10 protein-coding genes are annotated in these 13,980 nt (G+C 38.1%); 7 read left to right on the top strand and 3 right to left on the bottom strand.

What is annotated here, in order from left to right:
• Positions 1–13 precede the first annotated feature (13 nt).
• Positions 14–2,653, top strand: coding sequence for an alanine--tRNA ligase (gene alaS / locus ACK1I8_RS09180; protein ID WP_412469031.1), 2,640 nt, complete (start codon positions 14–16; stop codon positions 2,651–2,653).
• 74 nt (positions 2,654–2,727) lie between these two features.
• Here alaS and ACK1I8_RS09175 read toward each other — a convergent pair whose 3' ends face one another.
• Complete coding sequence (locus ACK1I8_RS09175; RefSeq protein WP_412469030.1) at positions 2,728–3,240, bottom strand: hypothetical protein; 513 nt, start codon at positions 3,238–3,240, stop codon at positions 2,728–2,730.
• Positions 3,241–3,676: 436 nt separating this feature from the next.
• Here ACK1I8_RS09175 and ACK1I8_RS09170 point away from each other — a divergent pair, with 436 nt between their 5' ends.
• The 6 genes from ACK1I8_RS09170 (at position 3,677) to ACK1I8_RS09145 (ending at position 11,069) form a co-directional block, all read left to right on the top strand.
• Positions 3,677–4,825: an ATP-binding protein gene (locus ACK1I8_RS09170; RefSeq protein WP_412469029.1), complete on the top strand. Its 1,149-nt coding sequence runs from the start codon at positions 3,677–3,679 to the stop codon at positions 4,823–4,825.
• A gap of 109 nt (positions 4,826–4,934) precedes the next feature.
• The gene (gene gatB / locus ACK1I8_RS09165) at positions 4,935–6,398 is read left to right on the top strand and encodes an Asp-tRNA(Asn)/Glu-tRNA(Gln) amidotransferase subunit GatB (protein WP_412469028.1); all 1,464 of its coding nucleotides are present in this window, start codon (positions 4,935–4,937) and stop codon (positions 6,396–6,398) included.
• Entirely contained in the window at positions 6,398–7,510 is a 1,113-nt protein-coding gene (locus ACK1I8_RS09160; RefSeq protein ID WP_412469027.1) for a redoxin domain-containing protein, read from the top strand. The genes gatB and ACK1I8_RS09160 overlap by 1 nt, the downstream gene beginning before the upstream one ends.
• A 104-nt stretch (positions 7,511–7,614) precedes the next feature.
• On the top strand, positions 7,615–8,304 hold the full coding sequence (locus ACK1I8_RS09155; RefSeq protein WP_412469026.1) for a response regulator transcription factor: 690 nt from the start codon (positions 7,615–7,617) through the stop codon (positions 8,302–8,304).
• 176 nt (positions 8,305–8,480) lie between these two features.
• The gene (locus ACK1I8_RS09150; protein WP_412469025.1) at positions 8,481–9,203 is read left to right on the top strand and encodes an RluA family pseudouridine synthase; all 723 of its coding nucleotides are present in this window, start codon (positions 8,481–8,483) and stop codon (positions 9,201–9,203) included.
• 75 nt (positions 9,204–9,278) lie between these two features.
• On the top strand, positions 9,279–11,069 hold the full coding sequence (locus ACK1I8_RS09145; RefSeq protein ID WP_412469024.1) for a chloride channel protein: 1,791 nt from the start codon (positions 9,279–9,281) through the stop codon (positions 11,067–11,069).
• A 147-nt stretch (positions 11,070–11,216) separates the two neighbouring features.
• Here the strand turns inward: ACK1I8_RS09145 and ACK1I8_RS09140 are convergent, their stop codons facing one another.
• Together ACK1I8_RS09140 and ACK1I8_RS09135 are read right to left on the bottom strand one after the other, a co-directional pair.
• On the bottom strand, positions 11,217–12,620 hold the full coding sequence (locus ACK1I8_RS09140) for a sigma-54-dependent transcriptional regulator (RefSeq protein ID WP_412469023.1): 1,404 nt from the start codon (positions 12,618–12,620) through the stop codon (positions 11,217–11,219).
• Between the two features lie 104 nt (positions 12,621–12,724).
• Positions 12,725–13,969 carry a serine hydrolase gene (locus tag ACK1I8_RS09135; RefSeq protein ID WP_412469022.1) on the bottom strand — a complete coding sequence of 415 codons (1,245 nt, stop codon included), beginning with the start codon at positions 13,967–13,969 and terminating at the stop codon, positions 12,725–12,727.
• Between the last annotated feature and the right edge of the window lie 11 nt (positions 13,970–13,980).

The raw sequence follows: 13,980 nt of genomic DNA, 5'->3' as shown, positions 1-13,980 counted from the left end.
CAATAATATTGAAATGACAGCAAAAGAGATTAGACAGGCATTCCTTAGTTTTTTTGAATCGAAACAACATCATGTTGTTCCTTCGGCACCAATTGTGGTTAAAAACGACCCTACTTTAATGTTTACCAACGCCGGTATGAACCAATTTAAAGATCTGTTTTTAGGGGAAGCCGCTATAAAATATTCTCGTGTTGCAGATACGCAGCGCTGTTTACGGGTTTCGGGTAAACATAACGATCTGGAAGAAGTTGGTATTGATACCTATCACCATACCATGTTCGAAATGTTGGGCAACTGGAGCTTTGGCGATCCTGACCGTCCGGCAGGCGGGTATTTCAAAAAGGAGGCGATTGCCTGGAGTTGGGAATTGTTAACGGAGATTTATAAAATCCCTAAGGATAAATTATATGTTACTTATTTCGAAGGCGATGAAAAAGAAGGGCTGGAGAAAGACCAGGAAGCCTTCGATCTGTGGAAACAATATGTGGACGAAAGCAATATTTTACCTGGAAACAAAAAGGATAATTTTTGGGAGATGGGCGATACAGGACCATGCGGACCATGTTCCGAAATCCATGTAGATTGCCGTACGGATGAAGAAAGGGCTTTGGTTGATGGTGCTACGCTTGTGAATGCAGATCATCCTCAGGTAATCGAAATCTGGAATAATGTATTTATGCAGTTTAACCGTTTAAAAAATGGTTCACTGCAAAGCTTGCCAGCCAAACATGTTGATACCGGAATGGGATTTGAGCGTTTGGTACGTGTTTTACAGGAAAAAACCTCCAACTACGATACCGATGTTTTCCAACCGATGATTCAGTTTATTGCCGAAAAATCGGGCATTAAATATGGTGCCGAAGAGAAAACTGATATCGCTATGCGTGTGATGGCCGATCATATCCGTGCCATTTCCTTTGTAATCGCCGACGGGCAACTTCCTTCCAATAATAAAGCCGGTTATGTCATCCGCAGGATTTTACGCCGGGCTGTACGTTATGCTTATACTTTCTTAAACTTCAAGGAACCATTTTTAAATCAGTTGGTACCGTTACTGGCCGATCAGTTTAAAGGCGTGTTCGATGAATTGATTTCGCAACAGGACTTCGTACAAAAAGTAGTGCTGGAAGAAGAAGTTTCTTTTTTAAGAACTTTATCTACCGGAATTCAGCGTTTCGAAAAATACCAAGCTACTAATGATGTTGTAGAGGGAACTTTTGCATTCGAATTATCGGATACATTTGGTTTTCCGATTGATTTAACGGAATTGATGGCTAGAGAAAAAGGGTGGAATGTTGATCTGGCTGGTTATGAGCAGGCCTTGAAGAAACAAAAAGATGATAGCCGCGCCGCAACAGCGATTGATACAGGTGACTGGATTATCGTAAATGCAGATGATCAAAGTGAGTTTGTAGGTTATGACGAGCTGGAAATTGAAACCGAAATTTTAAAATACCGCAAAATAAAGGCTAAGGGTAAAGAGCAATATCAGATGGTGTTGCGCCAAACACCTTTTTATGCAGAAAGTGGTGGTCAGGTAGGGGATACCGGGCGTTTAGAAGACCATAGCCGTCAGTTTTGGGTAGACATTACCGATACCAAAAAAGAAAACGGGCTAACCGTTCATTTCACGGATATATTGCCCGATAATCTGGAAGGCAAATTCTGGGCGGTTGTAGATGAGGATAAACGTATCTTAACTGAAGATAACCATTCAGCCACGCATTTGCTGCATGCCGCTCTAAAACAGGTTTTGGGCAAACATGTTAACCAGAAAGGTTCGTTGGTGAATGCAGATTATCTCCGTTTTGATTTTTCTCACTTCGCCAAGGTAACTGAAGAAGAACTGGCACAGATCGAGGTTATCGTGAACCAGAAAATCAGACAGAACATTAAATTAAAGGAGCAGCGTAACGTTCCTTATCAGGATGCTATTGAAAGCGGCGTAACAGCTTTGTTTGGCGAGAAATATGGTGATTTTGTCCGTATGATCACTTTCGACGATCATTTCTCCAAAGAACTTTGCGGGGGTACACACGTAAAAGCTACCGGACAGATCGGTTCTTTTAAAATTGTTTCAGAAAGTGCCGTTGCAGCTGGCGTTCGTCGTATTGAAGCCATCACTGCCGATAAAGCTGAACAATATTTTCTGGACCAAAGAAAAGAATTGGGGCATTTAAAAGCGTTGTTAAATGGGAGCAAAGATCTATCTGCAGCTGTTCAGGCTTTGTTGGAAGAAAATGCAAAACTCAAAAAGGAAATTGAAAAATCGACAATAGAACGTGTGAATACTTTAAAACATGATATTGTACATCATGTAAGAGGAATCAATGGTATCAATCTGATTGCCAAACACATCGACCTGCAGAATGCAGAAGCCGTTAAAAACCTGGCTTTTTCTTTAAAAGATATGGTTGATAACCTATTCCTGGTTTTCACAACAGAAATTGATGGTAAACCCGGAATAACAGTAATGCTGTCTGATCAGCTGGTGAAAAAAGGATTAAATGCTTCAAATATCGTTCGCGAACTAGGTAAAGAAATTCAAGGTGGTGGTGGTGGACAGCCGTTTTACGCCACAGCAGGAGGTAAAAATCCGGCAGGTTTAAAGGTTGTTTTGGAGAAAGCAGAAGGTTTTATACCACATCAATAATAAAGCTAAGCTTCGAAATAATTTGAAGCTGAATTAGTTTAATAAAAAAAAGAGGCGTTTAGCCTCTTTTTTTATTAATGTCTGCCATGACCATGTTTTTCTCGATGTCCTCTTGAGAATAAAGCTGAATTTATTCTCCTGTCGTGATGCCTTTGATCAATGTGATGCGGTTTAAAATGATGCTTTGGTGCGTGATGTCTGATCCTTTCTACTCCACCACCATAAGATGAACGGTAATAATTGTTTCTGCTAACATAAGTTACCCTGTGCGTGTGGTAATGACGGTAGGGATTGTTTCCATGCATCACAATTTTCCGGCTATGATGCAGATCATAGCCTCTATATCTGGCAGGTAAATGCCTTGACCTTATCCACCGGTTCCCATTTAAATAAACAAACTGCCTTTGAGGGACATAATAATAAGAATGGACTTCCGGAAGATAATAATAACTAACATTTTGGTAACCAACAGGAACCCAGGTTGGTTGAGGGCCAATATTAACGTTAATATTTACTTGAGCGTTAGATTGATTAGCTGTCAAAGCCACGATACCTAAAATTGCGGAGATGATGAATAACTTTTTCATAATAATCTATTTTATTTGTGTGTAGTTCAAATATTTCAAACGCTGTGCCAAAACATCTATTGTAACAGATATATGAAAAAGGCACTAAAGTGTTTCTATGTTAATAAATTATGGTTAACATGCTATGCGTTTGAATACCCAAAATGTTCAATAAATTCCACAATTAAAAAAGGATAACAAATTGTATGGAGCGTTGAGTAATTTTACTCATGATATTGAGTAACTTGTATAATTTATTTTAAATCACCAATTTTCAGTTGATTGTACGTTGATTTTTAATTTATATCATCACTAAAAAGATTATTATACCTATATATTTAGCAATGTTATATTGACGGTTTTGATTTACTAGGGATATTGAGTAATTTTACTCAATTTATTGAGTAAATTGTTTAACATGTTCCAAAGATCTCATTTACAGAACCTTATAAAGGTAATGAATGAACCAAAAAGGTTTATTCAGGTGCTTGTAGGGCCCAGGCAAATTGGCAAAACAACTTTGATCAGTCAATTGGTTAACGAAATTGATACGCCTTATGTATTTGAATCTGCAGATGCAGTTGCTGCTTCGGACAGGACCTGGTTGGAGCTGATCTGGTTCAATACCCGAGAATTGTTAAAAGAACCAGGGGTAACTGAGTATCTTCTTGTGATTGATGAAATTCAAAAAATTGATAACTGGAGTGAAACTGTAAAGCGCTTATGGGATGAAGACATGCGGAATGATGTAAACCTGAAAGTGATATTATTGGGATCCTCAAGGCTACTCATTCAACAGGGACTTACCGAGTCGCTTGCCGGCCGCTTCGAATTAACTTATTTAGGCCATTGGAGCTTTGCCGAAATGGAGAGTGCTTTTGGTTTTACTGCCGAAGAATATGTATGGTTTGGAGGTTATCCTGGCTCAGCAGGTTTAATTAAAGATGAAATGCGCTGGAAAAATTATGTTTCCAATGCTTTGATAGAAACCAGTATTTCTAAAGATATTCTAATGCTTACGCGCGTTGATAAACCTGCGCTAATGAAACGTTTGTTTGAATTGGGTTGCCTTTATTCAGGTGAGATATTATCTTTTACTAAAATATTGGGGCAGCTCGCAGATGCAGGCAATACCACTACCTTATCACACTACCTGCAATTATTAGATACAGCAGGTTTATTGGGCGGTATTGAAAAATTTGCGGCCGATGTAATTCGCAAACGTTCATCAAGTCCTAAATTTCAGGTGCATAACAATGCATTGGTGAGTGCACAGCGAAATGAGCTTTTTGAGGAAGTTAAAAAACAACCTGCAGAATGGGGGCGAATGGTAGAATCATCAATCGGGGCGCATTTATTAAATTCTTCGTTTGTTGAAGGTTATAAGGTTTTTTACTGGCGGCATAGAAATGATGACGTAGATTTTGTTTTGGAGAAACGTGGTAAAACAATCGGCCTGGAAGTTAAAAGTACGGGCTCGGTTGGTGGTACATCGGGCATGGATGCTTTCAGAAAAATGTATCAACCCAATAAAATGCTTTTGGTTGGTGGCGGCGGATTGCCCTGGCAGGAATTTTTAAAAATTTCTCCATCGAGCCTTTTTTAACGAAAGACTAAATAATAACTATATTTGACACATCAATATTAACCATAGATAAAACTGTATATACTGTATAAACTTTGGTTAATAAACTTATAATATTAAGAAGCTTTAAATGCCTTTACAAGAAATAAGCCGCCAAACTGCTTTCGAACTCGTTTCTGGATTAGAGATCCACGTTCAGTTAAATACAAATACCAAGATATTTTCTGCTGATAGTGCATCTTTTGGGGCTTTGCCTAACCAAAATATATCTACGGTTTCGTTGGCATTGCCTGGGGCCTTGCCCAAGTTAAATAAAGAAGTAGTGGCAAAAGCTATCCGTATTGGTTTAGCTCTAAATTGTACCATCAACCAGATCAATCATTTCGACCGGAAAAACTATTTCTATGCCGATTTGCCTAAAGGATATCAGATTACCCAGGATAATCAACCCATCTGTGTAAATGGCTTTTTAGAAATTGAATTGGCTGATGGTTCTACCAAAAAGATCGGCATTAACCGTATCCACTTAGAAGAGGATGCAGGTAAAAGTATTCACGATCAGGATGAAAACTATTCTTTGGTTGATTTGAACCGGGCAGGTGTGCCACTAATTGAAATCGTAACTGAACCGGATATCCGCAGTTCAGAAGAAGCCTCAGTTTTGCTAAGTGAAATCAGAAAACTGGTAAGACATTTAAATGTAAGTGACGGGAATATGGAGGAAGGTAGTTTACGCTGTGATGCCAATATTTCTATACGTCCACAAGGCGATACCGGGTTTGGAACGCGCTGCGAAGTCAAAAACCTAAACTCGATGCGCAATGTGCGCAGGGCAATGGATTTTGAATTTGGCCGTCAGGCAGAAGTGATCAGTAATGGAGGAAGAATTATCCAGAGCACCTTGAATTTTGATGCCGATAAAGGGACTACTTCTCCAATGCGTACCAAAGAAGAAGCCAATGATTACCGTTATTTTTCTGACCCTGATTTACAACCTATTTACATTTCAGATGATTGGTTGGCAGAAATTAAATCTTTGATGCCGCCTTTACCAAATGAAATTTCTAAACAGATGGTTGCTGATTTCGGAATCAGTAAAGCTGATGCAGCACTTTTTGCTGAAGATTTAGATCTGTTAAATTACTTTAACCAGGCTCAATCAGCTGTTCAAAACAAAAAAAGTTTAATAAACTGGTTAATCGGCCCAATTAGAGCTGTTTTAAATGAAAAAGGAATTACAATAACTGATTTCAAGGTAAAACCTTCACAATTGGCAGAAGCGATTAACCTCGTTGATGAGAAGAAAATCACACAACAAATAGCGATACAGCAATTACTACCCGCTGTTGAATCGACAAATGACGCTAACGTTATTGATCTGGCGCAATCATTAAATCTGCTGATTTCTGAAAACGGAGACGAAATAAGTAGTTTTATTGATGAAGTGTTAAATAAATATCCTCAACAGGTAGAAGCGTACAAGAAAGGAAAAAAGGGCGTTTTAGGTTTATTTGTTGGTGATGTAATGAAACTGGCCAAGGGAAAAGCAGACGCTAAAAAAATAAATGAGTTAATATTAGAAAAACTGAAATAATGAGAATAAAACAACTGAGCCTGATCATGCTGATCGCAATTGCTTTCACCGCATGCAAATCTAAGGATAGCTTTACAATTGACGGTAAGTTCCAAAATCCGGGGGCGGAAAAGAAAGTGTTTTTGTACGGTATGCAGAATAGTAATATGGTTGCAATCGATTCAACCAATTTATCGGAGAAAGGTGAATTTAAATTCATTCGCAAAACGCCGTCGGTTGATTTTTTCAGGGTATCAGTAGGTAATCATGAGTTTATGTTGATTGCAAAAAATGGCGATGAAATTAAATTGGAAGCTGATTTGGCCGATAAAAACATGGCCTATAAAATTTCAGGAGCGAATGAGGTGGAAAAATTATCAGAACTAAATGCCATCAGAAATAATTTTGCTAAACAGGTGGAAAAGTTGCAGGCAGATTTTGAAGCAAAAGTGGCAACACAACCTCAAAATAGAGCAGCGGTGTTAGAATCGATGAAACCTCAATACGAATCGTACATTAATCAATTAAATGCACAGATTATAAAATTTGCGAAAGATAACAAAGGTACACTGGCCAGTTTTTATGCCATGAATACTTTAAGCCCGCAGGAATTTGAAGCTGAATTGGTCCAATTTGCCGATGAGGTTAAAGAAGAAATCAAAGGTAATGCTACGGTAGATGCTTTTGTAAAACAGATGGCGCTTTTAAAAGCCGTTCAGGTGGGACAGGTTGCTCCGGCATTTACCATCAACACAGCAGATAATAAGGCCGTAAGTTTGTCAGATTATAAAGGGAAGTACGTATTGATCGACTTTTGGGCATCATGGTGTCAGCCTTGCCGCCAGGAAAACCCGAATGTGGTTAAGGTGTATAATAAATATAAAAATAAGAATTTTGATATTATTGGCATCTCACTGGATACCGATAAAGCTGCCTGGTTAGGTGCGGTGAAGGCAGACGGATTAACCTGGACACATGTTTCGGAATTAAAAGATTTTAATGGCGAAACAGTAAAAAAATATCAGGTACAGGCCATCCCAACCTCATACCTGGTTGATCCTGCCGGAAAAATAGTAGCCAAAAACCTTCGTGGCGATGAATTGGATGCTTTTTTAGCCAAAACGTTACGTTAAAACCAACTCCATGTTAAACTAATTTAAGTAATTAACAATTTCTTAACCCAGACTTAACTAAATATTGCATCACAGATACTACTTTCGTAACAAATATTTAACTAATGAACAACGCAGGTCAGAAAATATTAATTGTTGATGATGAACCAGATATTCTGGAGCTTATTGAGTACAACCTAAAGAAAGAAGGTTATCAGGTTTTCACAGCTACCAATGGCCAGGAAGGAATTACTGTTGCAAAAAAGGTACATCCGGATTTGATTATTCTGGATATTATGATGCCTAAAATGGATGGAATTGAGGCTTGCCGTTTAATGCGTGCCATACCGGAATTTAAAAATACATTCATGGTTTTCTTGACCGCAAGAAGTGAGGAATATTCTGAAATAGCGGGTTTTAATGTGGGTGCTGATGATTATATTGCAAAACCCATTAAGCCACGTGCTTTAGTTAGCCGCATTAACGCGATTTTAAGACGGAATGCTGGCACTGAAGAAGTATCTGAAAACAAATTGGAAATTGGCGATCTGGTAATCGATCGAGAAGCTTATCTGGTTTTTCAAGCTGGCAACAAAGTGGTATTGGCTAAAAAAGAGTTCGAACTTTTATATTTACTGGCATCAAAACCGGGAAAAGTGTATACCCGAGAATCGATCCTAAAAAATATCTGGGAGGATTCTGTTGTCGTAACCAATAGAACCATTGATGTGCATATCCGCAAGTTGAGGGAAAAGTTAGGCGAAAATTATGTTTCAACCGTAAAGGGAGTGGGCTATAAATTTGAGTTAGCCTAAATAATTTAAGCTAAAAAATACAACCCGTTCTGACCTTGCGTCAGAGCGGCTTTTTTGTTGGAAATGAACATTGCATTTTGCGTCCTGTTAAATTAGACCCTGAAATAAATTGAGGGCGACTACCATCTTAGAAAAAATAAAATCGTACTTTTGCACTTCATTAATTGCTGCATAGTTTGAAGTTTCCAAATTTTAAAGACCTTATTCTTTTCGAAGACAACGATTTTATTGTGATCAATAAACCTCCGTTTTTAGCCTCGCTTGATGAACGCGGCGGTTCGGGAGAGACCAATGTGTTGCGTTTAGCCAAACAATATAGCGATGATGCACAGGTTTGTCACCGATTGGATAAAGAAACTTCTGGTGCATTAATTATTGCTAAAAATCCAGAAGGCTATCGCCATGCTTCCATGCAATTTGAAAGAAGAAAGGTAAATAAAACCTATCATGCAGTGGTAGATGGACACGTTATTTTTGATCAGTTGATGGTTGATCTTCCGATCCTGAACGACGGCAATAAAAATGTAACCATTGATAGGGTGGAAGGTAAAAGAGCTGAAACCATTTTCGATTCACTAAAATACTACAAACACTATACTTTGGTAGAATGTAAGCCCATTACAGGGCGTATGCACCAAATCCGTATTCACCTGGCTACACAAAGAGCGGCCATTGTAGGTGATGAGATGTATAAAGGGAAACCTGTTTTTCTTTCTTCGATTAAAAGAGGTTATAAATTAACAAAAGGCGAAGAAGAGCAGCCGATTATGAAACGTTTCGCATTACATGCCAGACATTTGGTTTTTAAAGGATTGGACGATAAAGATATTGTGATCGATGCCCCTTACCCAAAAGATTTTGCAACCTTAATTAAATTATTGGATAAATTTGATGCGTGAAAAAGGTCTTTAAATTGACTTCTGTCTTTGTTTTTCTTACTTTTGGGCATCCGCCCGCTATCTAAAAACAATAGAATGTACATCAGATTCGTAAATTACCTGGATAAGATTAACCAGTACCGGAAATCTAAAATATCAAACCGTAATTTCTTGGTTATCCTAGCCGTAATTGTTGGAATTTTAGCCGGATTGGCTGCCGCTGTTCTAAAAAGTTTAACCCACCATATCGAAGAGTTTCTCCAATCAGATTGGCACTGGAAATATAAATATTATCTGTACTTTATATTTCCGATGATTGGTATTTTCTTAACGGTTTTATACATCAAATACTTTATACGGAAATCTAAATTCGAAACAGGCTTAACCCCTTTGCTGTATTCTATTTCCAAAAAATCGAGTAAAGTAGAGGCGCATAACATTTATTCGCAGATTATTACCGCCGCCGTTACCGTTGGTTTTGGCGGTTCAACTGGTTTGGAAGCACCCATCGTAACCAGCGGATCGGCAATAGGCTCAAATCTTGGCCGTTTATTAGGGTTATCTTATCGCGAAATTACGATGCTGGTGGCCTGTGGTGCAGCGGCGGGCATTGCGGGCGCATTTAATAGTCCTGTGGCAGGTATTGTTTTCGCTATCGAAATTTTATTACCGGAATTTACCATTCCCGCGTTTATCCCGCTTTTATTATCGGCAGCGACAGCAGCGGTGGTAGCCAGATTATTTTATACACAGCAACTTTTCTTTTTGGTTACGGAAGGGTGGGAGGTAAATGCATTACTCTACTATGTCGTATTAGCCTGCTTTATTGGTTTGTTTTCTATTTATTTTACAAAAGCAAACTATGCTGTAAAGGGGCTATTTTATAAAATAAAACATCCTTATACCAAAGTAATTGCAGGTGGTTTAATATTGGGCGCTTTGGTATTTCTATTTCCAACGTTATATGGTGAAGGGTATATTACCATAAAAGGATTGTTAAAAGGTGATTATCATACCGTAATCAACAATAGTATTTTTGCTGATTACAGCTCAGTATCGGCTGTGGTCGTATTGTTTACCGTGGTAACCATTTTCATGAAATCGATCGCTACACTGGTTACCTTAGGGGCTGGCGGTAACGGTGGTACATTTGCACCCAGTTTAATTATGGGTGGTTTAATCGGGTTTATCTTTGCGTACGTGATTAACCTTTCAGGGATAGCACAGTTGAACGTGCCCAATTTTATTGTGGCTGGTATGGCTGCTGCTTTGGGTTCCATTATGCATGCTCCTTTAACTGGTATATTTTTGATTGCAGAAATCACAGGAGGATATATTTTGATGGTCCCATTGATGATTACCACTGCCATTTCTTACGCCATAAACCGCAGCTCACAAAAACATTCAATTTACACCAAAGCGCTTGCTGATAAAGGCGAGTTACTGTCACATGAAGATAAGGATACCACGGTTCTGAATCAGATGAAGCTGAAATACCTGATCGAAAAAAGTTATCCCCAGTTGCAGATGAACGATTTAATTTCTTCGAAGATGAATGAAATTATGCAATCGCACAAAAATGTAATCGCTGTTACTGATGGGACCGGAGATTTTAAAGGTATAATTTATATAGAGGAACTATTTAATGAAATGGTTAATCATCCGGAAAAGGAAAATCTTCAAGCCTCTCATCTGGTCCAAACCGCACCAAACATCATTATCGAAAATGATGATCTGAAATCGGTATTAAAAAAAATGGAGCAGGAAAATGTATGGATTTTGCCGGTGTTAAGTACAAAGAATCAATATTTAGGCTTTGTTTCTAAAACGGCAATTTTTAACAAATACAGGGCTTTGCTGATGAGACAGAATGATTATATGGGCTAAGCCCTAAATTCCCATAAGAAGACTTTAAATTTTCTGTCCTTAAATCGCTTTCTTTAATAAAAAAGTTGAAACGATAAGATAAATCTTCTCATTTCAACTTTAAATTTTAAAAAATGTATAACTACTCTACCTTTTGGGGGCTAGGGGTTATTCAGCTCTTTTTAAGCCAAATTTCTCTATCTTGCTATATAAGTGACTTCTTTGGATATCAATTTCGTCAGCTGTTTTTGATACATTCCAATTGTTTTTTTCGAGCTTGAACTTGATGAATTCGCGTTCAGCATAATCTTTATAATCCTGGAAATTATTGAACGAATCAAAAGAAGATGCCAGACCAGCGCCGCCGGCACCCGCAATCTGTGTACTGGTCGCGGCACCTATGTTAGTACCACCTCCCGGATTTGCAAAAGCACGTACATCGTTTTCGGTAATAACCTTATCGCTTAATATAATCAAGCGTTCAATCATGTTGTGCAGCTCACGTACGTTACCCGTCCATGGTAAAGCTTGCAAAGCCAACATACCGGCCTCATTTATTTTTTTGACAGGCATTCCATAATCGCTGCAGATATTCTCTAAAAAATTCTGTGCAATAACCGGAATATCATCTGTGCGTTCAGTTAAATGTGGGACATGGATATTGATTACATTTAAGCGGTGATACAAGTCCATTCGGAAGTTACCGTCTTCAATTTCCTTCAATAAATCTTTATTGGTTGCTGCTAAAACGCGAACATTTACGTCAATTTCTTTTTCGCCACCCACACGCGTAATTTTATGCTCCTGTAAAGCACGTAAAACTTTCGCCTGGGCTGAGAGACTCATATCTCCAATCTCATCTAAAAATAAAGTTCCACCGTTAGCCAGTTCAAATTTCCCGATGCGTTGCTTGACAGCAGAAGTAAAAGAACCTTTCTCATGTCCAAATAATTCACTTTCAATGAGTTCTGATGGAATGGCTGCACAGTTTACTTCGATTAAAGGACTATCTGCACGATTGGATTTTTCATGTAACCAGCGGGCTACCAGCTCTTTACCACTACCATTTGCACCGGTAATTAATACACGGGCTTCTGTTGGTGCAACACGCTCAATGGTTTCTTTGATTTTGGAAATACTTTCCGATTCGCCCAAAATTTCGCGGGTTTTACTGGCTTTACGTTTTAAAACCTTGGTTTCGGTAACTAAGGTTCCACGGTCTAAACCATTACGTACAGTAATTAATAAGCGATTTAAGTCAGGTGGTTTCGAGATAAAATCGAAAGCTCCTTTTTTGCTGGCTTCAATAGCAGTTTCAACAGTGCCATGGCCGGATATCATAATGAATGGTAAATCTGGTTTAATGATCTGTGCTTGTTCCAGCACTTCCATACCATCCATCTTATTCATCTTGATATCGCAAAGTACCAGATCGAAATTTCCCTTTTTGATCATTTCGAGGCCGTCAATACCATTATCTATATCTTCGACATCATAATTTTCATACTCCAGAATTTCGCGTAAGGTACTCCTTATTGCACGCTCATCGTCAATTATTAATAATTTAGCCATTAGAGATGTTATTCTTCTTTGAAATGCGAATATATTATTTTTTAATTAATGTATAGTTTTTTATACAATTTATAGGCTATAAACCCAAAAGGATTAAAAAGGTTTTAATGGTAATCCATTTTAAATTTGGTGAGGTTAAGCCGGTGTTTTTTAACCCTCTTTAATTCCAGCTCGTAAATGGTTCTGCCCAGATTTTTCATAAAAGGGAAGCAAACGGTATCATATTCGTATATATTGTCGTTAAATATTCCGTCTTCATTGCTCTGCACCACTGCGGTAAGGAAATATTCAATTCCATTTTTAAAATCAACAAAATAAGCGTTATCGATAATGAAACCGTAACTATCGCCATATTTATTAAAAATTCTGATGTTAGGTTCAGGATTTATCCGCTCACGTCCATAATAAAGCATCTTGGCATAGGTTGCCCAAAATTCTTTCTGATCATATTTAGGATAATCGCTTTCTGTTGGATATTTACTCATATAGGTGTAAATCAACCTGTAATCACCGGCAGTCAGGTTAAATCGCTCTTTAATCGGAAAAGCTTCAGGAAAGATTAATTTTCGCATCAGTTTATGTTGATCGTTGATGGCGAAGGCATTCTTTCCCGCTAAACTGAAAGGTTTATTCACTAATCTGTCGGCACTGTCCATATAACCTTTACCCATTACCACATTAGTTAGTTTCAGCTCATATTCTTTTGGATCGTACTGAGCCGGTTGATCGTATATTAATTGATTACCATTGTAAAATTTGACAGGATTGGTATGTTTAGCTGATTCTCCCGCATCACCAATAGCCAAACGGTTTAAAATCCGGCTGTTATTCAATCCATTTTTCTTCAGTTTTTCGTTAATTTCTGCGCGGCCTATAAATTCAAATAGGCGGTTAAAAGCATCATTATCACTGGTAAGCAGAATCTTTTTAATGTAATGTTCAATGGAAGGCATACCGCTTTTTGCGCTGGTATCTTTCAGAACTTTAGTTTGTCCTTGATATGAACTATCGGTAATCATAGTGCTTTTTGCACTTAATCCGGTATTTTTTAAGCGGTTTATCTTTTCGAGTGCAAAAATAACTGCAGCAAGCTTTACTGTACTGGCAGGATAAAAATAATGATGTGGATCTACATGGTAACTGTAAGTCTTAAAAGTGGGTTTGTTCTTCGCACTACGGTTAACTTGTGTATAAAGGATTTGTATCTGATTGTTATGGGGATGATTGAGCACGCCGGAAAAGAGTTCAGGTTTACTTTCCATTAATTTTTTTAGGAAAACGGTATCCGTTTTTTGCGCCATAACAGATAAGCTGATGAGCGAAAATGCAATTACTAAAACTCTGTTCATACGTGAAATTT

Origin of the sequence: Pedobacter sp. KLB.chiD (genome assembly GCF_047040275.1) — a bacterium.
In the GTDB taxonomy this organism is placed as follows: Bacteria; Bacteroidota; Bacteroidia; order Sphingobacteriales; family Sphingobacteriaceae; genus Pedobacter.
This window is presented reverse-complemented; position numbering and strand designations above follow the sequence as displayed.